Below are 22,459 nucleotides of genomic sequence, written 5' to 3' on the forward strand. Positions count from 1 at the left end.
GGCAACATGTCCAGCTTTAACGTTGCACTGAATTTCGAAGACGGAGTCACGCGCTTCGTCGAATGCAAGGCCGGCGAGAAGGTACTCGATGCCGCCTTTCGCGCCAAAATCAATCTGCCGATGGATTGCTCCGACGGCGTATGCGGCACCTGCAAATGCCGCGCCGAAAGCGGCCGTTACGATCTCGGCGACGACTATATCGACGACGCGCTGAGCGAAGACGAGAAGGACAGCGGCCTCGTCCTCACTTGTCAGATGGTCCCGCAAAGCGATTGCGTGATTGCCGTGCCGGCATCGTCTACAGCATGCAAGACCGAGCAAAGCAAGTTCGCCGCAACCGTCACGAAGGTCGAGCAGCATAACGATGCGGCCGTCGTGCTTGAACTCGACGTCGATGCCAGCGCGCCCGTCTTTCTGCCGGGACAGTATGTGAATATCGACGTGCCCGAGAGCGGGCTGCATCGCTCGTATTCGTTCTCGTCCGCGCCGGGCGAATCGAAGATCAGCTTTCTGATCAAGAAGATTCCCGGCGGCCTCATGAGCACATGGCTCGAAGCCGCGCGGCCCGGCAACAAGGTGCAGCTGACCGGTCCGCTCGGCAGCTTCTATCTGCGCGCCGTCGAGCGGCCCGTTCTGTTCCTCGCGGGCGGTACGGGACTCGCGCCCTTCCTCTCGATGCTCGAAGTGCTGACGCGCAACAATCCGCAGCAGCATGTGCATCTGATTTACGGCGTGACGCGCGACCTCGATCTCGTGCTGGTCGAAGCGATCGAGACATATAAGGCGAAGCTGCCGAACTTCACGTACGCAACGGTCGTGGCCGATGCTGCATCGAGCCATCCGCGCAAGGGCTGGGTGACGCAGCATATGCCGCCCGAGGCGCTGAACGATGGCGATGTCGATGTGTATCTGTGCGGTCCGCCGCCGATGGTCGATGCCGTGCGCAAGTATTTCGACGACAACGGCGTCAAGCCCAACAGCTTCCACTACGAGAAGTTCACTCCCAACGCCGCACCGGTGACCGCATGAACACGAAACGATTTGCTGGCAAGGTGATGGTCGTGACCGGTGCGGCACAGGGCATCGGGCGGGGCGTCGCGCTGCGCGCTGCGGAAGAAGGCGCACGTGTGCTGTTTGTCGATCGGGCGGATTTCGTCGCCGAAGTCGCAGCCGAGGCCGGGGACGCGGACACCGCAGGCTTTATCGCCGATCTGGAAACGTATGAAGGCGCTAAAGCGACGATGGATTTCGCGGCGCAAAGATTCGGCGGCATCGACATACTCATCAATGGAGTGGGCGGTGCGATCCGCATGCGTCCGTTCGCCGAGTTCGAGCCGGCGCAGATCGATGCGGAGATTCGCCGATCGCTGATGCCCACGCTCTATGCCTGTCACGCGGTACTGCCGCACTTGCTTGCGCGTGGCGGCGGAACTATCGTCAATGTTTCGTCGAATGCGACGCGCGGCATTCGACGCGTGCCCTACTCGGCGGCGAAGGGTGGCGTCAACGCGATCACGCAATCGCTGGCGATGGAATATGCGGAACAGAATATCCGCGTGGTCGCGACCGCGCCCGGTGGCACGACAGCGCCTGCACGACGCGTTCCGCGCAACGCATCCGGCGACAGCGAGCAGGAGAAAGCATGGATGAGCGAAGCGGTGAAGCAGGTCACTGATTCCACCTTCTTCAAACGCTATGGCAGCATCAACGAACAGGTCGCGCCGATTCTATTTCTCGCGTCGGACGAAGCGGGCTATATCACCGGCACCGTGTTGCCGGTTGCGGGCGGCGACACGGGCTGATGTTCGCAAGCGTCGAGCAGTCTAAAGGGATGTCGTCATCGCGAGAATACGCACACATCCGCTCGATGGCGGCACGATCCCGATAGCGCAACACGACGCTGTCGGCACGCATCGCCAGCCGTTCGAGAAGAACCTCGACATACGATGTAGATTGCATTTTCATGGCGGCTCTCGTCTGACGAGTGATGATCGGATTGCTGCGAATCCATACGACCGATCATGCGCGCCTTGAATGAGCGAAGAATGAGCAGATGTCGAAAGCGTCGCTACGCGATGTGCGGCCCGCGCCAGGCTGATGCGCGCAACGCTCGAACACCGAAAACCGCGTCAATGATGCTCGAAAAGCGAAATCTTCTTCGCCTTGATCATCGATCTGACCTTGGATACGAACGATGCCTTCGGATCGCTCTTGCACTCTTCGAGCACGGCCGCGCCGACGGGCTGAGCCGTATCCACCGTGAACGTGTCCGTTTCCTTGACGCCGAGCTTGTCGACGCCCGCGACCCAGTAGACCAGCGCCGGGCGATACGCTTCATCGACGGCCGCGTAGTCCGAGCACGTCATTTTCATGGGGCTGACTTTCTTTTCCTGCGCGCTGGCCGCTTGCGATACGGCGACGCAGAGCAAAACGGTGGCGATCTTGGCGATGTGCTTCATGGATAACTCCTTGGGGTTGAGAACGACTTGGCGATGTGTCATCTTCGCCCCGCTGAATTAGCCGTGAATTACGCGTTGCGCCGCCGCATGTCGAGGGTCAACGCTTCGTGCGGATTTTCGCGCGCGTCCAGTCCGCGTCACGCGCCAAGGCGACGAAAGCCGCGAGATAGTCGATGGAACGGTCCGCCTCGCGAACGCCGAGGCAAATCTTCTTCGCGATGCCCTTCTTCCCCAGCTTGAGCGGCGTAAGCGGCATGCGTTCCGCATACTCTTCCGCAAGCCAGCGCGGCAGCGCCGCCACGCCGCGCCCGCTTGCGACCATCTGCATCATGATGTCGCTGGTTTCGATCACCTTCTGGCGTCGCGGCACGACATTCGCGGGCGTCAGGAATTGCGTATAGATGTCGAGCCGATCGGTTTCGACCGGATACGTAATGAGCACTTCGGACGCAAGCTGCTCGGGCACGACATAGGCAACGGATGCCAACGCGTGCTCCTCGGCCACCACGAGCACTTGCTCGTAATCGAACACCGGCTCGAAACGCAGCCCTGCTTTCTTGAGCGGATCGGGCGTGACGAGCACGTCGATGTCGTAGCCGAACAGCGCGCCGACGCCGCCGAACTGGAAGCGTTGCTTCACATCGACATCGACGTCCGGCCAGCTCGCCAGATACGGCGACACCACTTTCATGAGCCACTGATAGCACGGATGGCACTCCATTCCGATGCGCAACGTGCCCCGCTCGCCCTGCGCATACTGCTTCATGCGCGCTTCGGCCTGCTCGAATTGCGGCAGCATGCGGTTGGCAAGACCCAATAGATATTGGCCCGCCTGCGTGAGCCGCATGCTGCGCCCTTCGCGCGTCCAGACCGGCGTGCCGAGTTGCTGTTCGAGCTTTCTCACCGCATGACTCAGGGCGGACTGCGTGAGATTCAGCACGTCGGCCGCGGCGGTCAGCGATCCCTGCTTCTCGACTTCCCGCACGACCATCAAGTGACTGCGCTCGAGCATCGCGCTCTCCATGAACAAAGTTAATCGAAGTATGAAAATAATCCATTTTTATTCATACGTCGAAAATTCTATCATCGTCAGCAGTTTCTCTTTAACGGACAACAACGCACGATGGCTACCACGCACAACCTGGGCTTTCCGCGCATCGGCGCCAGACGCGAACTAAAGTTCGCGCTCGAAAAGTACTGGAAAAACGAATCGTCGCGCGACGAACTGAAAGCCCTCGGCGCGACGCTTCGCGCGCGGCACTGGCACGAACAGGCCGGTCTGGACTATGTGCCCGCAGGCGATTTCGCGTTCTACGATCAGGTGCTCGACATGAGCTTCACGCTCGGCAATCTGCCCGAGCGCGTGCGCAACTTTCACGGCGACGCACTGGACAACTCATTCCGCGTGGCGCGCGGCCGTTCGGCTCAAGGCGCGGAAGAACACGCCGCGTGCTGCAGCGGTGTGGCGGCAGGCGAAATGACGAAGTGGTTCGACACGAACTATCACTACATCGTGCCGGAGTTCGATGCGAACACACAGTTCAGCCTCGACGCCTCGCGTCTTATCGAGCAAGTCGGTGAAGCGCGCGCGCAGGGGCTGAACGCCAAGCCCGTCATCATCGGACCGGTGACGTATCTGTGGCTCGGCAAGGCCAAGGACGACAGCGACAAGCTCGCGCTGTTGCCGCGCATTCTGCCGGTGTATGCCGCATTGCTCGATCATTTCGCCGCGCTCGGCGTGGACTGGGTGCAGATCGACGAACCCGCGCTCGTCACCGAACTCGATGCGCGCTGGCGCGATGCATTCGTGACCGCCTACGATGCGCTGTCGGCGCGTCGCGTGCGCGTGCTCGTCGCGACTTACTTCGGGCAGTTGCAGGAGAACCTTGCGCTCGCGTGCAAGCTGCCGGTGGATGGCCTGCATATCGATGCGATCAACGCGCGTGACGAAATCGAACAGGCCATTGCGCAATTGCCGGATACGTCCATGCTCTCAGTGGGCGTTATCAACGGACGCAACATCTGGAAGAGCGATCTCAACGCCACGCTCGACTGGCTCGAACCGTTGCATCGACAACTCGGCGAACGTCTATGGATTGCGCCGTCGTGCTCGCTGCTGCATGTTCCCGTCGATCTGAACAGCGAAGTCAAGCTCGATGCCGACATCAAATCATGGCTCGCGTTCGCGGTACAAAAGCTCGCTGAACTCGGCGTGCTCGCCCAGGCGTTGAATCAGGGCCGCGCCGCCGTCGCTAATGCGCTCGCAGAAAATGCCGCCGCCATCGCAAACCGGCGCACGTCGCAGCGCGTGCATAACCCGGCGGTACAGGCGTCGCTTGCAAAGATCGATGCGTCGCTCGGCAAGCGTCAGAGCGCCTACGCACAGCGCGCGGACAAACAGGCAGCGATGCTCGCATTGCCCGCCTTTCCGACGACGACCATCGGCTCGTTCCCGCAAACGCCTGAAATACGCCATGCGCGCAGCCAGTTCAAGAGCGGCGCACTCGATGCAGCCGCCTACCGTCAAGCGATGAAAGAGGAAATCACGCGCGCGGTGAGAGAACAGGAATCGCTCGGCCTCGACGTGCTCGTGCATGGCGAAGCCGAACGCAACGACATGGTCGAATACTTCGGCGAGCAACTCGAAGGCTATGCGTTCAGCGAGTTCGGCTGGGTGCAGTCATATGGCTCGCGCTGCGTGAAGCCGCCGATTCTCTTCGGCGATATCAGCCGCCCGAAAGCGATGACCGTCGAATGGATCGAGTACGCCGCGTCGCAAACCAGCAAGCCGATGAAGGGCATGCTGACCGGCCCGGTCACGATCCTCAACTGGTCGTTCGTGCGCGACGATCAACCGCGCTCCGTGTCGTGCCATCAACTCGCGCTCGCGATTCGCGACGAAGTGCTCGATCTGGAACGCGCCGGCGTGCGCATCATTCAGATCGATGAAGCCGCGTTGCGCGAAGGTCTTCCGCTGCGCCGCTCGCAGTGGAACGACTATCTGCGCTGGGCGGTGGAATCGTTCCGCATCACGGCCAACGGCGTGAAGGACGAGACGCAGATTCACACGCACATGTGCTATTCGGAGTTCAACGACATCATCGCGTCGATTGCGGATATGGATGCCGACGTCATCACCATCGAAACGTCGCGCTCCGACATGGAACTGCTCGACGCCTTCGATGACTTCGCGTATCCGAATCAGATCGGGCCGGGCGTGTACGACATCCATTCGCCGAACATCCCGAGCCGCGAGCACATTGTCGATTTGATGAAGAAGGCGGCGGAGCGCATTCCGGCGGAACGTTTGTGGGTGAATCCGGATTGCGGCCTGAAAACGCGTCAGTGGGAAGAGGTCATTCCCGCGCTGCAAAACATGGTGGCGGCCGCGCACGCGTTGCGACAGTCCGCGTAGATGTTCATTGCAAATGCGATGACGCTCGCGATGCATCACGCAATGAATGGACGACGCCCACGCGATCAGCCATCGACGAGTTGCCGCACGCGTGCGGCGAGCGTTTCCAGCGCGAACGGTTTGGTCAGCACCTGCATGCCCGGCTCCAAACGGCCATTGCCGATAACCGAGTTCTCCGCATAACCGGTGATGAACAGCACCTTCAGATCGGGCCGCGTCTGTCTGCCCGCGTCCGCCATCTGACGGCCGTTCATGCCGCCGGGCAGGCCCACGTCGCTGATCAGCAGATCGATCCGCACGTTCGACTGCAACAGCTTGAGCCCGGTCACGCTGTCGCCCGCTTCGATGACCGTGTAGCCGAGTTCTTCCAGCACATCGGTGATGAGCATGCGCACGCTCGGTTCATCGTCGACGACCAGCACGGTCTCGCCCGCCTCGGTGCCCGAGATGGGCGAGGCGTTCTGATCGAGGGCTTCGCGATCGACATCGCCATAGAAGCGCGGCAAGTAGATGCACACCGTTGTGCCCTGCCCGACTTCCGAATAGATCCGCACCTGACCGCCCGATTGTTTGGCGAAGCCGTAGATCATCGAGAGGCCGAGACCGGTGCCCATGCCGATCGGCTTGGTGGTGAAGAACGGATCGAACGCCTTGGCGATGATATCGGGCGTCATGCCGGTGCCGGTATCCGTCACGCACAGGGAAAGGAACTGGCCTTCCGGCATGTCATGGCTTATGGCCGCGCTGCGATCGATCCATTTGTTCGCAGTCTCGATGGTGATGCGGCCGCCGTCAGGCATCGCGTCCCGCGCGTTGATGCACAGGTTGAGCAGCGCATTTTCGAGTTGCCCGGAATCGACCAGCGCCGGCCACAGTCCGGTTGCGCCGACCGCCTCCACGCGAATGCCGGGGCCGACCGTGCGCTGAATCAGATCGGTCATGCCGTTGACGAGCGCGTTCACATCCGTGGGACGCGGGTCGAGCGTCTGCCGCCGCGAAAACGCCAATAGCCGATGCGTCAGCGCCGCCGCACGACGCACCGCGCCCTGCGCGGCCACGACATATTTATCGACATCCGCGACGCGTCCCTGACTCAGCCGTATGCTCAGCAATTGCAGCGAGCCCGACACGCCCGCCAGCAGGTTATTGAAGTCATGCGCGAGCCCGCCGGTGAGCTGGCCCACGGCTTCCATCTTTTGCGATTGCAGAAGCTGCTCTTCTGCCCGCATCAGTTCGGCGGTGCGCTCGGCCACGCGTTGTTCGAGCGTGTCGTTCAGCGTCCGCAGCGAAGCCGCCGCGCGATCGCGTTCCTCTTCGACCGCGCGACGCTTGTCCACATCGAGCACGACGCCGGGGAAGGTCAGCGGCTTGCCGTTCGCGTCGTGGTTCACGCGTCCGTTGGCTTCGATCCAATAGAAAAGTCCGTCCGCGCGCCGCACGCGGTACTGATGCGCGTAATGCCCGCCACGCGCGATAGCTTGTTCTATCGCGGCGATCAGGTCCTGACGGTCATCGGGATGCACGTTCGCGATCACTTGAGCAAGGCTCAGGCCGTCGTGTCCTTGCGCGGGATCGAGGCCGAACGCTTCCGCGAAGGCTTCATCGACGGTAAAGCGGTCGTTGGGCAAGTCCCAAAACCATGTGCCGATGATCGCCCCGGCCGCCAGCGCGAGTTGCACGCGCAGAATGTTCTGACGCGCGAGCGCCTCACTCGCGCGCAACGCTTCTTCGGACTTCTTGCGCGCCGAAATATCGCGGAACAACACCGAGACTTGCCGCAGGCTCTGCGGTTCGACGCGCGACGCCGACACTTCGATATGACGTCCCGCGGTCAGGAAATAGCGTTCGAAACGCGTCGGCACGCCAGTGCGCAGCACGGTGCCGTAAAGCTCGATCCATCGGTCCGCGTCGGTCGGATCGACTTCGCGCAAGGTCTTGCCGACAATGTCGCGAATGCCCGTATGACGCTCGTAGCCCGGATTCGCTTCGACGTGAACATAGTCGCTGAGCGGACCGTGCGGGCCGTCGAAAAATTCGATGATGCAGAAGCCGTCGTCGATGGCGTTGAACAGTGCGCTATAGCGCGCCCGCTCGGCTTCGGCGCTTTTCATCGCGCGGCGCAGTTCGAGCGCGGCCATCGTCTGACGCGCGAGCACGCGTAAAGCCTGCATTTGCACATCGTCGAGACTGCGCGGCTCGTAATCGAGCACACACAGCGTGCCGATAGCCACGCCGTCTTCGGTCTTCAGCAGCGCGCCCGCATAGAAGCGCAAATGCGGCTCGCCCGTGACGAGCGGATTGCACGCGAAACGCGGGTCCGCGCGTGCATCCGCAACGTAGAGGAACTCTTCTTCCAGCAGCGCCTTTGCGCAAAACGAGCTTTCTAGCGGCGTCTCGCGCACGCCGAGACCGACCTCCGCCTTGAAGAACTGACGCCCGTCGCCGATGAAATTGACGAGCGCAATCGGCACGCGGCACAGCGCCGCGGCGAGGTTCGCGATTTCGTCGAAGGCTTGTTCACGGGGGGTGTCCAGAACGTCGTATCGCGACAGCGCAGCCAGGCGAAGACTTTCGGAATCGGAAGCGTTATTCATTCGATGATGTGTAATCGGTGCGACGGCACTGGAGCAACAAGTGTTCCCGTCGCCCCGCCGTTCTGTTTTATGCCTTGTCGCCTGCTGCGGCGCGTTCGAGCGCCGCGATGTCGATCTTCTTCATCGTCATCATCGCGTCCATGGCGCGCCGGGCGGCATCGCGATCGGAACCGCCGAAGATATCGAGCAAACGTTTGGGTGTGATCTGCCACGAGAAGCCCCAGCGATCCTTGCACCATCCGCATGGCGCCTCGCGTCCGCCGTTGCCGACGACCGCGTTCCAGTAGCGGTCGGTCTCTTCCTGGCTGTCGGTCTGGACCATGAAGCTGATCGCTTCATTCGGCTTGTAATGGGGACCGCCGTTCAGCCCGATGAAGCGCTGGCCGAGCACGGTGAATTCGACGGTCAGTTCCGGGCCTTGTCCCACGCCCGGTTTGGCGGATGCATGGCCCGCGCCGACATGGCTGTCGGGGAACGTCGCGGCGTAGAACTCTGCCGCTTCACGCGCGCGGCCTTCGTCGAACCATAGACAGGTGACAAGTTCGCTCATCGCACTCTCCTTAAAGAAAGATGGTGCCGACGATATCACGACGCTTCACGATCCTCGGGAAACAGATGCCGGCTCAAAAAGTCCACGAAGACGCGCACGTTGGGCGGCGTCATGCGTCCCGACGACCAGAGCGCGCGGAACGGATCGAGTCGGCGGTGAACTCGCGCAGCACGGCCACGAGCGAGCCATCGGCGCAGCCGCTGCGGGATAATCACTGTTACTTCGGCCGAACCGATTCGGGTATGCTCGACATGATCCCATGCAAGCGAACCTGGATCCGACGACATGACAGCCATCGACGCGGTTCCCCCTCCCGACTTGTACATTACGGCTGAATTGCATCGCCGGGTGCCGAAGGTCGTCGATCATCTCGGCGAAAAGCTCGCGCTGCAGGACGTCGTGGGGCAGATGCTCGATCATCCCGAACAGGTTCTGCCGAGATTCGTCGAACGCGCAATGCAGATGACCGGCGCGGCATCCGCCGGGATCAGCGCCTTCGAACCGCAGGAAGGCACGCCCGGCATTTTTCGCTGGCGCGATCTGCGCGGCGAACTGGCGTGTTTCGAAGGCGCGACGACGCCGCGCAATCACAGCCCGTGCGGCGTCTGCCTCGATCGCTTCGAACCCACGCTGACGCGTCATCCGGAGCGGCACTATGCGTGGATTGCCGAGGCCGGCGTGGTCTGTCCCGAAGTGCTTCTGGTGCCGCTCTATGTCGCTCACGGCCAGCCGCTCGGCACGCTGTGGATCGTCGCTCAGGAGGAACGGCACTTCGACAGCGGCCACGCGCGCATCATGCAGGAACTGGCGTCGTTCGTCGGTATTGCGCTGGCCGTGTTGCAGAATCAGCAACGATTGCAGGAAGCGCTTGCACAGCAAGAAATGCTGACGTGCGAGATGAATCATCGCGTCAACAATGTCTTTTCCGTTGTCGATGCCATGATTCACGTCGGCAAACGCTCGGCTTCATCGACGCCGGAATTCGCGCAAACGCTCTCGGGCCGCCTGCACGCGCTGGCCGCGGCGCACGCGCTCGTCCTTCACCACGCCGATCCCGCGACCGGCGCAACGCAGCCGTGCGCCACCACCTTGCATGCGCTGACCGACGCCATCTTCAGGCCCTATGGGGCGATGGCGGAAAAGCGCGTGATCGTGGCCGGAGAGGACGTGGAACTCGGCGACCGCGCAACAACGAGCCTCGCGCTCGTCTTCCACGAACTCGCGACGAACGCGGTGAAGTACGGCGCCTTGTCCGCCGACGCGGGTCAGGTGTCGGTGGACTGGGAACGGCGCGACGACAACCTCTTCATCCGCTGGCGCGAGACCGGCGGACCCGCGATCACGGAATCCCCGCGACCGCACGGCTTCGGCAGCACGCTGTTGCGCAACACCATTGCGCGCCACTTCGGTGGAACGCTCGCGCAGGACTGGCGCGAACAAGGTCTGCAAATCGAGTTCGCGTTGCCTTTGAACAAGCTGGCGCGTTAGAGCGTCGCGCGGCCGGATCGCAAGATTACTTTTCGATCGACTTCAGCAGCCTGGCGAGATTCTGCGGCTCGACGTGGATGATGCCGCCTCGCGGGCTATCGATATCGGAAATGAGCGCCAGCGAAAGCGCGACCGTCGCGGGCAGGATCGTGAGCAAGAGTCCTTTGCGCAGGCTCCCCTTTGCGCCATAGCCCTGCACCGCGCAAGCCATGACCGCGATGACGATCATCAGGAACCACGCGCCGAGCGGAATGTGATTGATTCGCGCCGCCTCGGCGTAATCCTGCGAGTTGAGCGTGTCGTTCATGCCGGCGACGACGAGCGCGCTGATCGGCGTCGGCTTGTCGCGTGCGACTTCGGTCGCGAGTTGCCACAGCTCTGTCTGCACGTTTGCCGTATCGCGCTCGATGCTGTTGAGCGTGTCGGAAGCGCGCGTCCGGTAATCCGCCAGCCGCAGTTTGGTGTAGCGGATCAGCGCCGACCTGATTTTTGCGCTTTGAGCGGCGTCGGCCAGATCCGCGCGGACGAATTCGGTGCCGATGGCATTCGCTTCGCCCTCTTCGAGATTCTTGCGCTGGTCGTAACGACTGACCGCCATCGAGAGGCTGAAGCCGACGAGCAGCGCGAGCAAAGTCAGCGTCGATGTCTGAACGATGTTGAAGTCTTCGCGATCTCTGTCCGGCAACACGGCGACACGCCGCAGCACGTATGCGCCGAAGGCCACCGCGGCGATGAAAAGCGCGAGCAGCACGATGAACAGCACAGCCGGATGAGCGATGAACTCTGCCATTCGAGGTTCCCCCGGGAAGAGGCACGCGGGCACTGGTGCGCGCGGCGATTTGTGTGTATCGATAGTGCAAATGCGGGCGGCTGGCTGTCGAATAAATCAATCGACCGTTTGGGGCGATAGATTTAGTTCGCCGGTTACATCGAAACCGGGATCATGGGAGGATGCAATGGAACGAGGACCGTTCAGCGAAGCCGGAAGAAGGCGGCGTCGTCTGTTCCTGAGCAAGGCGCATGTCGGCCTCGCGACGATAGGCACGCTCGCGTCCGTCGCCGGAATCGGCGTGGCAATCGACGGCGGCCTCGAATTCAATCGGACGAAAGTGTTCGTGGGCGTCGGGATAATCGCCGTATCGACCGTGCTTTATATTTCGATGCTGTTCGTTCGCGACGACGAATCGGCATAACGAACGCGGCAGATTATCGCCCGCTGCACGCGACGCCATCGCGGACCGCTTGCGCGCGCGCAACGAACTGAGCGGCTTCGAGCCGGTTGCCGCCGAGCGCCTTCGCGCTGTACAACGCCCGATCCGCGGCCGCGAGCAACTCGGCCAGCGTCGATGCTTCCGCGCCGGATTGCGCCATGCCGATGCTCACCGTCGCGCGTATCCCGGTGCCCTCCGCGCTGTACGTGACGGTTTGCGCGAACCGTCCGGCGACGGCCTCGCCCACCGCTCTCGCCCGCACGCGGTCATGATCGCGGAGCACGACGGCAAATTCCTCGCCGCCGATACGCGCGAACACGGCGTCCTGCCCGAGCACGGCTTTCGCGGCGCGCGCAAACGATTTGAGGACTTCGTCGCCGGCGTCGTGGCCGTATCGGTCGTTGATCGTCTTGAAGTTGTCGAGATCGAGCGCAAGCAGCGACACCGGCCGCGCCGCATCGCCGCGCCGGATGACGCGCGCGCCCTCTTCGAAGAACCAGCGGCGATTGCCGAGGCCCGTCAGATAATCCGTGCGCGACTCCATCAACAACTCGCCGTGGGCTTCGTCGCGAACGAGCCTGAGCAAGGTCATCGGCAGAATCACCGAATACAGCACGCCCTCGTACATGGTCAGCTTCGCGATGGCCGACAAGCCGCCGTGGCCGAGCCATGTCGCGGCCCACGGCAGCACGCACGCCCGCGCGGCATAGAACACCGCGTGCGTGCCCGATACGATCGCCGCGATATCCCGCGACTGCACGCGCTTCGCCCCGTTGCCGCGCACGAGTTCGCGCGCCGCCATGCCGCATGCGATGGAGATCGGAATCGCGCTCCAGTAATTCCACATGCTCGTTTCCCAGCGCACGCCCGCGATGCTCCACGCGATCGCCACGCCGACCAGCATCCACGCCGACAGCGCCCGATAATGCCGCCCGTTCGACACGGCGACGCCGTGCAGAATCAGCAAATAGCCTGACACCATGATGAGATTGGCAAGCGCCGAGCCGATTGCGCCGGGCAACTGGTGGCGCACGGAAACCGCCGCGCAGCCTGCAGCGAGCGTGGCGTACGCCGCCGCGAGTGTCCCTAATTCTTTCTTGCGCGCGACGTGCGTCCGACGCTCCCAGAGCGTCATGCCGCAACTGGCGAGCAGTGTGCCAATCGCTAGCAGATAGATGGTGATGAGATCGACATGCATGCTCTCGCTTGCCCGATGTTTCCTGAAGACTTTGCCGTACGACTTGTTTACGGCAGACACGGCGAAGACTTGAGCCGTATCGGCGCAAGTCGGTTCAACCGGCGTGTCGCAGGCAGAAGCCGCTCAGTGCATCGGCGATCTCGCGAAAGAACGCCGGATCGAGCGCGTGCCCCATCGTGTCGATGACGCGCAAGTCCGCATCGCGCAGCACGGTCGCCGCCCATTGCGCGTGCGCGGCCGGGAAGATCGGGTCATCGCTGCCGTGCACGATCAGCACCGGCAAGGCGATCGCGGCAAGGTCCGCCGTGGTCAGCGCGGTCGCGGCCTTCTGTGCGCGCGCTTGATTGCTGTTGTTCGCCAGGGCCGGCGTGAGGCCGTCGGGACGAAGCGCGAGACGCTGCGCAAATCGTCGGTGTGCATCGTTCGGATTTGCGGCATGACGTTCCTCGCGCGCGTTCGACTCAGGCTCGCCGCTCCAACAAATCCGACAAGTCGATACCGTTCTTGGCTTCGTCCAGCAATTCATCCGGCACCGGCCCCTGTCGATCGAGATCGACCAGCGCCTGATTCAGATCGACATAAGGCCGCATGCGCGTTTCATAGGCGGAAAACGCGGTGGCAAACGCAGCGGCAACATCTTGCGCCTGCGCCAGTTCATGAGCCAGCACGAACGCGCCGACGAGTCCAAGGCTCGTACCCTGCCCCGAGAAAGGCGACGCGCAATAGGCCGCGTCGCCCGCAAGCACCACGCGTCCCTTCGACCACGACGGCATGCGAACCTGCGCGAGTTCGTTGTAATAGAACTGCTCCGTCGTTTTCATGGCATCGATAAAGTGCGGGAAATCGCCCTTCAGATGCGCGCAGTGCTGTGCGACGACGCGCTTCTGCCCGTCGGGATCGCCGCGTGACAGCGGTGGTTCGGGCGCCTCGAAGCCCACGCCGATCCGCAACTCGCGCTTGTCGCGGCTCGGGTAGATCACATAGCCGAAGCTCTCCACGCGATGGCCGATCTGCCAGTCGTCGAGGTCGATCGAATTCGGCGTCGAGAACAGCGCGAGCACCACGCCCAGCGGAAAAACAATCTCGGCTTCGCTAGCGAAACACAGCTTGCGCACGTTGGAATAGATGCCGTCCGCGCCTGCGACGAGATCGAAACGACGCGTCTGGCCGCTCGCGAATTCGACGCTCACGGCATCGCCATGATCATTCATCGCACGAATGCTGTCGTCGTAAAGGAACTCGACGCGCTCGCTCAACGCGCGCATCAGCAACTCGCAGAGATCGTCGCGAAAGATTTCGATGTCTTCGCTGTCCAGACGTCCCGCGCTATACGTGCGCTCTTCCGTGCGATGAATCTCGTTGCCTTCGGCGTCGAGCATGGACATGCCTTTGAGCTGCGTGCGCAATGCGCGGACGTCATCGAGCAGGCCCATTGCGCGCACGACATCGAGCGCCACGCCGCGAATATCGACCGCCTGCCCGCCGCGCCGAAATCCGGCGGAACGCTCGACGAGCGTCACCGCGAAACCCGCGCGATCCAGCCAGAACGCCAGCGCAAGACCGGTGACGCCCGCACCCGAAATCAAAACCTTGCCTTTCATGAAGGTACCTCGTTGCTGTCCGATGGATGACTGAACCCGCGGCCCCGCTTCAGGGAACAGATAGTGATGGCGAATGCTATGCTTGTCAAAGTATTTTTCCATCGTAAAGATTGACTTGCGAACGGAATGCGGCCACTATCGGCTTCCATTGTAAAAACGCATGCGAGACCCGTAGTCATGAGCGACACGAACACGCGCCGTCCGGCGGCCGCGACGCGAGCGAAGAAGACGTCCGCCAGGCCGTCCGCCGAAGAAGCAGTCAGGCCTTATCACCACGGCTCGCTGCCGCAGGCGCTGCTGGCGGCGGCGGAAGCGGTGCTCAAGCGCGAAGGCATCGGCGGGTTGAGCTTGCGGGCCATCGCGCGCGAAGCCGGCGTCTCGCATACCGCGCCTCAGCACCATTTCGGCGATACGGCGGGCGTGCTGAGCGAACTGGCCGCGACCGGCTTCATGCGTTTGTCCGCATCGATCGCCAGTCACGCGGAGGCCGTGCAAGGAACGGCGGAGCGGCGTCACGCGATCGCGCGCGGCTATATCGCGTTTGCGAAAAAGAATCCGGACCTCATGCGCCTCATGTCGCGAGGCGAGATGTTCGATGCGAACCGCCCATCGCTGATCGAAGCCCGACGAGCGGCCGGTCTCGCGCTCGCAGGCGTGTACGGCGAAGAAGCCGCCGCGCCGCCCGCAGGCAAAGACGCCTTCGCCCCCATGGATGCAACGCGCGCCGTGGCGCTGACTGCCGCGTGGGCTTACGTGCACGGACTCGCGCTGCTGTTGATCGACGGGCGTCTCAACGGGCTGGCTGCATCGGCGCAAGGCATTCGCAACGCCGATGAACTCGTCGCGGCCGCGCTGGACTACATTCAGCTTCCGCCGGTCAAGGCGAAGTAAAGGCCCGTTCTTATAGGCATCAAAGCGGCTGACGCAACGATCTTTCGATCCGAATGCCGTGCCGCTTCATCTTCGCGTAGAGCGCGGGCTTCGACACTTGCAGCAGCTTCGCGCAGTTCGTCACGTTGAACTTGCACGCTTCGAGCGCGGCTTCGATCGCCACGCGCTCCGCCTCCTTCAGCGACACCGGCTCGCGCTGCGTCGCGACAGACGCAGCACCCGATTGCGACACAGACGCGCCGCCGAGCAGCGAAGCGATATCCGCAATGCGCTCGCCCTCGTTGAAGTTGACAATCTTCTCGACGAGGTTCTCCATCTCGCGCACATTGCCCGGCCAGTCGTGCGCTTCAAGTTGCCGCAGCGCGTGGGCGGCGAGTTCGGGCGTCGGCTTGTGCATGCGCGTGCAGTATCGCGCGAGAAAGAATTCCGCCATCGCGCGAATATCTTCACGCCGCTCGCGTAGCGGTGGAATGGTTATTTCGATCACATTGCAGCGGTAATACAGGTCTTCGCGGAAGGTCTTCGCGAGCACCATCGACGCGAGATTGCGATTGCTCGCGCAGATGATGCGAACATCGACGGGAATGCCGCGCGTGTCGCCGATCCGCGTGACCTCGCGCTCCTGCAGCACACGCAGCAACTTCGCCTGCACGTCGATGGGCAGCTCCGATATTTCATCGAGAAACACGGTGCCGCCATCGGCGGATTCGAACTTGCCGGGCCGGCCATCGCGCGCCGCGCCGGTGAAGCTGCCGGGCGCATGACCGAAGAGTTCGCTCTCGATCAGCGCGTGCGGCAGCGCCGCGCAATTGATGGCGATGAACGGTTGCGCCGCGCGCGCGCCCGCATTGTGAATGGCCTGCGCGAACACTTCCTTGCCGACGCCGCTCTCGCCGGACAGCAACACGTTCGACGCGCCGCGCGCCGCCTTCTTCGCGGCGTCGAGCGCGCGCTTCAGGCCGGCGCTCGTGCCGATCACGCTGTCGAACGTGAAGCGCGCGTGATTGCCCGCATAGCGCCCCGCCATCTTGCGCACGCGCCGCATCTCGCGAAACGTGTTGACGACGGACACCACTTCGCCGCAGCGGTTCTTGATGGGAATGGCGGTGTCGAGCAGATGCAGATGCCGCGCCGGCGAATCGATGATGAGTTCGCGATCGACATAACCCACGGCCGTGCGAAAGATCGGTCCGACGATCGGCTCGAAGTCGATCACTTCGTTGAGCGTCTTGCCGATGCTCGCCTTCGGATCGATGCCGAGAATGCGTCCCGCAACCGAGTTGACGTGCCGCAGCACATGACCCTGTCCGATCACCATCAAGCCGTCGCCGATATGATCGATGATCGCGCGCTGTTCCTCGACGAGCGTGTCGTACGCGGCGAGATCGAACGCGCTGTGCAACACGACGTCGAGCGTCGCGCCGAGTAATGCGATCCACGATGCGGGCGATGTATCGCCGGATGCGGGAGGCGTGCATAGCGCGACGAGAAAGACGCGCCGCCCGTGCGCATCGACGCGCAGCGCGAACGCCTGCGCAACGGCCGCTGCGGTTCCGTGCGGCGGCAGCATCACGCAGCGGCTGTCGGCGGCGACCGTGGCCGCTTCCGCGAGCGCCGCGAGCCGTTCGGACGGACACTGCGCGAAAAATGCGTCGAGCCGCGCATCGGCGATATGCGCGGCGCCTTCCAGCACATGCCCGCCGCGATCCAGCGTGAAGATGCACGCGCCGGCCTCGCGCGCGGCGAGACGGCGCGCATTGCGCCAGCGATCGGAGGCGAGCGCGCTCTCCAGCGTGGCGATGTCGGGATCGAGCGCGACGGTGGCCATGTCTCCCTGCAAACGGTCGGGCAACGGCTTCGACTATATCAGGACAAAATCCCGCGGCCCGCCGTGTATCGGCATGACGCCGCGCCGCTCAGTCCTTCTGCGCGATCGCGGTCAGCGCGCCACCGTTCAGCCGGTACACCGTGACGGGCGCATCGATCCAGTCGCCGTTGGCATCGAACTTCACGGGGCCGAGAATGCTGTTGAACGATTGATCGCGTAACGTCTTCACGAACACTTCGGGCTTCGCGGAACCGGATTTCTGCATCGCATCCGCGACGACGAGCGTGGCCGCATAGAACGCGGGCGCGTAAGTGTCGACATCGGCGCTGAAGGTGCTCTTGAACTTCGCGCGGAAGGTCTTGCCGTCGGGCAGCGTGTCGAGCGGCGCGCCGCCTTGCGCGCAGAACATGCGCTTGTCCGCGACGCCCGCCGAGAGCTTGTCGAACTCGGGCGAACAGATGCCGTCGCCGCCGACGAGCGTCGCAGTCAGGCCCAGCTCGCTCATCTGCCGCGCGAGCGTCGCGGCCTGCGCGTAGTAGCCGCCATAGAACACGACCTGCGGATTGCGCGATTTGATCTGCGTGAGAATGGCCTTGAAGTCCGTCGCCTTGTCGGTGCTGTATTCGCGCGCGACGATCTGCAGCCCCTCTTTCTGCGCGGTCTTGATGAACACATCGGCGACGCCTGTGCCGTACGCGGTCCGGTCGTCGATCACGGCGGCCCGCTGCGCGCCCAGCACTTTCGCCGAATAGGCCGCCATGCGCCCGCCCATCACGTTGTCGTTGGTGGCCAGGCGAAACACATAGGGATAGCCGAGATGCGTGAGATCCGGATTCGACGATGCGCCCGTCATCATCACGACGTGCGCCTCGTTGTAGATGCGCGCCGCCGGAATGCTGACGCCCGAGTTGTAATGGCCGATGACCGCGGCCACGCCGTCATCGACGAGCTTCTGCGCGACGTTCACGCCGACCTTCGGATCGCCCTGATCGTCCATCGAGATCAATTCGAAACGCACGGGCTTGCCGCCGATCGCAAAGCCTTTCGCGTTGAGTTCGTCGATGGCCAGGCGCACGCCACGCTCGTCGTCCTTGCCGCTTTGCGCGGCGCTGCCCGTGAGCGGACCCGCCACGCCGATCTTCACCACTTCCTGCGCGTACGCAACGCGGCATAGCATCGCGGCGCATGCGATGAACGTCATCGCGATCTTCATCGGTTTCATCTCGTTTCCCCAGTCGCTGTGAATGACAGACTTTCCAGAACGTCCCGTACCGGCGACAACGTGTCGAACTCGAAATCCGGGCGCGGCTGCCACGTGCCGAGCGTGTCCGCGCCGCGATTGATCCACGCCACCGCCATGCCGAGCGGCTTTGCACCGTCGATGTCGGCCCAGCTCGCGAGCGAGCAATGCAGCACATCCTGCGCGGGCAGCGCGAGCCGGTCGAGCGCGAGCGCGAAGATGGCCTGCGACGGCTTGTACGCCTGCGCCATCTCCGCTGTCGTGACGTGCTCGAAGTAGCGCGTGAGTTGCGTGCGACGCCACAAGTCGCTGTCCATGTTGGTGACCGGCATCAGCGGATAACGCGCGGCGGCCCAGTCGAGAAACGGCACGGCATCCGCATGCGCGGGCGACGCTTCGACCAGATGCGTGAGGAACACGTCCGCGAGCGCGTCGAGCGCATGACCACGGCGCGCGCCGGGCCAGCGTGCATCGAGCACGGCCGCGAGCGCCTGCTGCGCGACATCGCGATAACGCGTGTAGGCCTGCCCGCGATAGAGCCGCACGTTGCGGATGTCCCAGTCGAGATAGACATCGAACGCGGAGTCGCCGGTTTCGACGGACAAACGCCGCAGCACTTCCGCCATGCCGAGCGTGCCGCCGCGATCCACGTCGACGAGCGTGCCGAAGTAGTCGAACGTCAGGGCTTTCGGGTTCATCGCGCTTTCTCCTTGCGCGTGGCGAAAGCCTTCACGCGTTCGGCGGCGTCGGGGTCCGCGAAGGCATCGACGGTGGCCGCGCTTTCGAGTTCGAGACTGCGCGCGAGCGTGCCCGACAGTTCCGTCGTCACGAGCCGCCTGAGCCGCGCTATCGACGTATGCGATCTCCCGGCGATGCGCGCAGCGAGCGCAAGCGCCGTGTCGAGCATCGCCTCGCGCGGCACGACGCGATTGACGAGGCCCATCGACAGCAAGGACTGCGCGCTCTGCCGTTCGCCCAGCAGCCACAGTTCCATCGCGCGTTGATGGCCGATCGCCTGCGGCAAAAGATGCGTGACGCCGCCCGTCACGAACTGGCCCCACTCCATCTCCGGAAAGAACGCGACGAGATCGTCGCACGCCACGACGATGTCGCAATTGAGCATCCACTCGAAGCCGCCGCCGACAGCGAAGCCATGCACCGCGCCGACAACCGGCTTCGCGCCGAACATCAGATCGCGCGTGATGCGCTGAATGCGTTCGATATGACTGCGGATGCTCGCGTCGGTCGCGCTCTGCTCGCCGAATTCCTTGAGGTCGTCGCCGGCGCAGAACGCGCGGCCCGCACCGGTCAGCACGATCACGCGGCAGGCGGGATCGTCGTTCGCGCGTTGCAGCGCGTCGTGCAGATCGTCGAGCAGCGCGCCGCTGATCGCGTTCATCCGTTCGGTGCGATCGAGCGTCACGATCGCGACCGGTCCTTCCATGCTCGTCCTGACGTAGCTCATGCGGGCTCCTTGTCGATCCAGCGCGTCTTGCCTTCGGTGCGGGGGAAATGCTCGAACGGGACCATCGTCACCGTGGCGCTCGCGCCGATGCGTTCGCGCACCGCCGCCTCGATGCGCATCGCCGCGTCGTTCCAGCGTTCGACGGGCAAGCCGTGCGCGGCCTCGACCGTCATCGCGATGCGGTCATACGGCCCCGGTCCCTTCAGCACGATGCGGAACATGCCCGACGCCCACTGCGGCAGCGCCTCGACCGCGAGCCGCACCGCGCCCGGAAACACGTTGACGCCGCGCACGTTGAACATGTCGTCGGTGCGGCCCGTCACGCGAAAACGCCACGCGCTGCGGCCGTCCGGACCGGGATCGGCTGCAGTCACCGTGACGACATCGCGCGTTCGATAACGCACGAGCGGCTGACACTGCTTGCGCAGATGCGTGCAGACGAGTTCGCCCGTCGCGCCCGCTTCGATCGGCACGCGCGCAAGTGTCTGCGGATCGACGATCTCGGCGAATACGACGTCGGCCGCGTGATACAGCAGATCGTGGGTCCAGTCCGTTTGTCCGCCGAGAATGCTCAGCACTTCGGACAGGCCGAAGTTCGCGTTGCGCACCTGAAAGCCCCACTTGTCTTCCATCGCGGCGCGCAACTCGGGATTGTCGAGGCCCGCTTCGCCGCCGAACAGCCCGAGCTTCAGGCCGAGATCGCGCGGCGCGGGGCCACCGGTTTCGCGCAACACCTGTTCGATGAGCGCCGGATACGACGGCGTGCACGATATCGCGTTGATGCCGAGGCTCAGAATCGAATCGATCAGAAGACGCGTGCTGCCGACACCGAACGGCACGACGGTTGCGCCCGTCGCTTCGAGAATCGTGTGATCGGTGAAGCCGCCCGTCCACATGCAGTAGTTGAGGCAATGCACCACGCGGTCGTCGGGCCGCAGTCCCGCGGCCCACATCGAACGTGCGCCGACGCGGGCGATGTCCTGCGCGTCGCGCGTGCTGTTGGCGAGAATCAGCGGCCGGCCGGTCGTGCCCGACGTGCGATGCAGCCGCGCGATGCCGCTTTCCGCACACGCGACGTAATCGCCATACGGCGACGCGCCTTCCTGACTCACGCGCAGTTCGTCCTTTTCGGTGAAGGGCAGTTCCTGCAAGGTGTCTAGCGTGATGTCGTCGCGCCCGATCCAGCGCGCGAGTTTCGTCCGGTAGAACGCGGACCGCGCGCGCAGATAAGGCCATTGCGCGGCCCAGAGCGCGTCCTGATGGCGTCGCACGCCGGCGGGCGGGAGCGTTTCGAACGCTTCGTCGAAGAAGACGCCGTGTGTCGCGGGATGTGCAGCCACGTCCATGTCGTTCCTTTTGTCGTATGCGTGGTTCATAGGGCGCGGCGTTTGGCGGCGCGCGCTTCGATGGCGGCCCGTTCGACGATGGCCCGCGCGTGGCTCGCCGTGCCGACCGGTCCGCCCGCATCGGCAGCGACGACATCGAACCAGTACAGCGCGCCTTCGATGCCGCGAAAGGTCGCGGTCGCGGAGACGTCGGCGCCGAGCGGCGTCGGCGCGAGATGGTTGAGATGCGTCGTCACGCCGACGGACAGTTGCGCCGCGCCGACCGCGTCGCGCATCGCATCGGCGCAAGCGCGTTCGATGAGCGCGAGCAGCGCGGGCGTGGACAGCACATCGGGATAGCGTTCGCCTTCTGCCTGCGCGTAGGCGGACGCGAGGTCCGCGGCAGTGACGGTGCGCGTGAGCGTGGCGGCTCGGCCTGGTTCGATCATGTGCGGCTCCGGGTTGTCTGGAGCGCACTAGTGCAAGGGCCGGGCCATATGCGGCAGAGGCCCGTGCGACAAGGCTTGGCGAGCTTTTAACAGCGGCCGGATTCGCCGACCGTAAAGATTCTTGACGTTGCGATTCGAAACGGTCGTCGGGTTGGCTTACGCTCCGGGCGTGCTGTCGTTCGCGCGCCGACAGGTCGCGTCGATGCGTTTTTGCGGGCCCAACACATCGTCGAAAGATGATGCTGCGAGCATCAAGGCGAAGACGTATTTCTAAGCGATTTTTATGTTTATTTTCAGCACGTTAGGTCGCGCGCTCGGACGCAGGACACACGCCTGGCACGCCTCTCGCAATAGTAGCTGCGAGCGCAACGAATCGATGCTCATCCAACCCACCGAGTCATCAGGAGATTCATCATGTTGAAGATCGACAATCTGGCCGTCAGCAAGGAACTCGACCGTGCGGAAATGGCCGCAGTCACCGGCGGTTTCAACATCTTCCAGAACAACGGCATCAACGCCAACTCTCAAAGCGGCTTCTCGTTCGCGAGCCCGCAGACCAACGTGGCGCCGGTGATTCAGGTGGACGCGTCGCAGCACACGGATGTCGATCTGACCAACATCACGAAGTCGATCGCCTCCGTGGGCAGCCTGCTGCAAGGCGTGAAGTTCTGATGTTCTGAAGTTCTGTCGCCGCAGCCGGAAGGGAGAAGGAACCGGGGTGTTCCTTCTCCCTTTCGCATGGCGT

Annotated in this window: 22 protein-coding genes; 7 read left to right on the forward strand and 15 right to left on the reverse strand. The window is 63.4% G+C overall.

Annotated features, from left to right (window positions below; translation table 11 throughout):
• The first annotated feature begins 6 nt into the window (after positions 1–6).
• Entirely contained in the window at positions 7–1,029 is a 1,023-nt protein-coding gene (gene benC, locus BRPE64_RS28690) for a benzoate 1,2-dioxygenase electron transfer component BenC (RefSeq protein ID WP_016348494.1), read from the forward strand.
• Positions 1,026–1,802: a benzoate diol dehydrogenase BenD gene (gene benD / locus BRPE64_RS28695; RefSeq protein ID WP_016348495.1), complete on the forward strand. Its 777-nt coding sequence runs from the start codon at positions 1,026–1,028 to the stop codon at positions 1,800–1,802. Before benC ends, benD begins: the two co-directional genes overlap by 4 nt.
• Before the next feature lie 327 nt (positions 1,803–2,129).
• On the opposite strand, the gene BRPE64_RS28700 is transcribed toward benD, so the two are convergent.
• Positions 2,130–2,459 (reverse strand): HdeA/HdeB family chaperone, encoded by a 330-nt coding sequence (locus BRPE64_RS28700; RefSeq protein ID WP_016348496.1) that lies wholly within the window; start codon positions 2,457–2,459, stop codon positions 2,130–2,132.
• A 97-nt stretch (positions 2,460–2,556) separates the two neighbouring features.
• The gene (locus BRPE64_RS28705) at positions 2,557–3,471 is read right to left on the reverse strand and encodes a LysR family transcriptional regulator (RefSeq protein ID WP_044043832.1); all 915 of its coding nucleotides are present in this window, start codon (positions 3,469–3,471) and stop codon (positions 2,557–2,559) included.
• Between the two features lie 111 nt (positions 3,472–3,582).
• On the opposite strand from BRPE64_RS28705, the gene metE reads away from it, so the two are divergent.
• On the forward strand, positions 3,583–5,874 hold the full coding sequence (metE, locus tag BRPE64_RS28710; RefSeq protein ID WP_016348498.1) for a 5-methyltetrahydropteroyltriglutamate--homocysteine S-methyltransferase: 2,292 nt from the start codon (positions 3,583–3,585) through the stop codon (positions 5,872–5,874).
• 65 nt (positions 5,875–5,939) lie between these two features.
• Here metE and BRPE64_RS28715 read toward each other — a convergent pair whose 3' ends face one another.
• The 3 genes from BRPE64_RS28715 to BRPE64_RS28725 all read right to left on the reverse strand — a co-directional run bounded on the left by BRPE64_RS28715 (position 5,940) and on the right by BRPE64_RS28725 (position 9,314).
• Positions 5,940–8,468: an ATP-binding protein gene (locus tag BRPE64_RS28715; RefSeq protein ID WP_016348499.1), complete on the reverse strand. Its 2,529-nt coding sequence runs from the start codon at positions 8,466–8,468 to the stop codon at positions 5,940–5,942.
• Between the two features lie 67 nt (positions 8,469–8,535).
• Positions 8,536–9,018 (reverse strand): VOC family protein, encoded by a 483-nt coding sequence (locus tag BRPE64_RS28720; protein ID WP_016348500.1) that lies wholly within the window; start codon positions 9,016–9,018, stop codon positions 8,536–8,538.
• 35 nt (positions 9,019–9,053) lie between these two features.
• Positions 9,054–9,314, reverse strand: a complete 261-nt coding sequence (locus tag BRPE64_RS28725; RefSeq protein ID WP_016348501.1) for a transcriptional regulator LysR family — start codon at positions 9,312–9,314, stop codon at positions 9,054–9,056.
• Between BRPE64_RS28725 and BRPE64_RS28730 the strand changes: the two genes are divergently transcribed.
• Complete coding sequence (locus BRPE64_RS28730; RefSeq protein ID WP_044043525.1) at positions 9,304–10,506, forward strand: sensor histidine kinase; 1,203 nt, start codon at positions 9,304–9,306, stop codon at positions 10,504–10,506. The genes BRPE64_RS28725 and BRPE64_RS28730 overlap by 11 nt on opposite strands.
• A 25-nt stretch (positions 10,507–10,531) precedes the next feature.
• Here BRPE64_RS28730 and BRPE64_RS28735 read toward each other — a convergent pair whose 3' ends face one another.
• Positions 10,532–11,296, reverse strand: coding sequence for a bestrophin-like domain (locus BRPE64_RS28735; RefSeq protein WP_016348503.1), 765 nt, complete (start codon positions 11,294–11,296; stop codon positions 10,532–10,534).
• Positions 11,297–11,462: 166 nt separating this feature from the next.
• Between BRPE64_RS28735 and BRPE64_RS28740 the strand changes: the two genes are divergently transcribed.
• Positions 11,463–11,699 (forward strand): DUF2964 family protein, encoded by a 237-nt coding sequence (locus BRPE64_RS28740; RefSeq protein ID WP_016348504.1) that lies wholly within the window; start codon positions 11,463–11,465, stop codon positions 11,697–11,699.
• A 13-nt stretch (positions 11,700–11,712) separates the two neighbouring features.
• Here the strand turns inward: BRPE64_RS28740 and BRPE64_RS28745 are convergent, their stop codons facing one another.
• The 3 genes from BRPE64_RS28745 to BRPE64_RS28755 all read right to left on the reverse strand — a co-directional run bounded on the left by BRPE64_RS28745 (position 11,713) and on the right by BRPE64_RS28755 (position 14,516).
• Positions 11,713–12,915, reverse strand: coding sequence for a GGDEF domain-containing protein (locus BRPE64_RS28745; RefSeq protein ID WP_044043527.1), 1,203 nt, complete (start codon positions 12,913–12,915; stop codon positions 11,713–11,715).
• A 94-nt stretch (positions 12,916–13,009) separates the two neighbouring features.
• Positions 13,010–13,192, reverse strand: coding sequence for a 10-carbomethoxy-13-deoxycarminomycin esterase (locus tag BRPE64_RS32550; protein WP_408608272.1), 183 nt, complete (start codon positions 13,190–13,192; stop codon positions 13,010–13,012).
• Positions 13,193–13,376: 184 nt separating this feature from the next.
• Positions 13,377–14,516, reverse strand: coding sequence for an FAD-dependent monooxygenase (locus BRPE64_RS28755; RefSeq protein WP_044043530.1), 1,140 nt, complete (start codon positions 14,514–14,516; stop codon positions 13,377–13,379).
• Between the two features lie 177 nt (positions 14,517–14,693).
• Here BRPE64_RS28755 and BRPE64_RS28760 point away from each other — a divergent pair, with 177 nt between their 5' ends.
• On the forward strand, positions 14,694–15,407 hold the full coding sequence (locus BRPE64_RS28760; RefSeq protein ID WP_016348508.1) for a TetR/AcrR family transcriptional regulator: 714 nt from the start codon (positions 14,694–14,696) through the stop codon (positions 15,405–15,407).
• 19 nt (positions 15,408–15,426) lie between these two features.
• On the opposite strand, the gene BRPE64_RS28765 is transcribed toward BRPE64_RS28760, so the two are convergent.
• The 6 genes from BRPE64_RS28765 to BRPE64_RS28790 form a co-directional block, all read right to left on the reverse strand.
• A complete protein-coding gene (locus BRPE64_RS28765; RefSeq protein WP_016348509.1) occupies positions 15,427–17,235 on the reverse strand; it encodes a sigma-54 interaction domain-containing protein in 1,809 nt (602 codons plus the stop codon).
• Positions 17,236–17,323: 88 nt separating this feature from the next.
• The gene (locus tag BRPE64_RS28770; RefSeq protein ID WP_016348510.1) at positions 17,324–18,457 is read right to left on the reverse strand and encodes a branched-chain amino acid ABC transporter substrate-binding protein; all 1,134 of its coding nucleotides are present in this window, start codon (positions 18,455–18,457) and stop codon (positions 17,324–17,326) included.
• A complete protein-coding gene (locus tag BRPE64_RS28775) occupies positions 18,454–19,173 on the reverse strand; it encodes an HAD family hydrolase (RefSeq protein ID WP_016348511.1) in 720 nt (239 codons plus the stop codon). The genes BRPE64_RS28770 and BRPE64_RS28775 overlap by 4 nt, the downstream gene beginning before the upstream one ends.
• Positions 19,170–19,940 carry an enoyl-CoA hydratase/isomerase family protein gene (locus tag BRPE64_RS28780; protein ID WP_044043532.1) on the reverse strand — a complete coding sequence of 257 codons (771 nt, stop codon included), beginning with the start codon at positions 19,938–19,940 and terminating at the stop codon, positions 19,170–19,172. Before BRPE64_RS28780 ends, BRPE64_RS28775 begins: the two co-directional genes overlap by 4 nt.
• On the reverse strand, positions 19,937–21,286 hold the full coding sequence (locus BRPE64_RS28785) for a phenylacetate--CoA ligase family protein (RefSeq protein ID WP_044043834.1): 1,350 nt from the start codon (positions 21,284–21,286) through the stop codon (positions 19,937–19,939). The genes BRPE64_RS28780 and BRPE64_RS28785 overlap by 4 nt, the downstream gene beginning before the upstream one ends.
• A 26-nt stretch (positions 21,287–21,312) precedes the next feature.
• On the reverse strand, positions 21,313–21,714 hold the full coding sequence (locus tag BRPE64_RS28790; RefSeq protein WP_016348514.1) for a thioesterase family protein: 402 nt from the start codon (positions 21,712–21,714) through the stop codon (positions 21,313–21,315).
• A 414-nt stretch (positions 21,715–22,128) separates the two neighbouring features.
• On the opposite strand from BRPE64_RS28790, the gene BRPE64_RS28795 reads away from it, so the two are divergent.
• Positions 22,129–22,386: a hypothetical protein gene (locus BRPE64_RS28795; protein WP_016348516.1), complete on the forward strand. Its 258-nt coding sequence runs from the start codon at positions 22,129–22,131 to the stop codon at positions 22,384–22,386.
• Positions 22,387–22,459 lie beyond the last annotated feature (73 nt).

Origin of the sequence: Caballeronia insecticola (assembly GCF_000402035.1) — a bacterium.
GTDB lineage: Bacteria > Pseudomonadota > Gammaproteobacteria > Burkholderiales > Burkholderiaceae > Caballeronia > Caballeronia insecticola.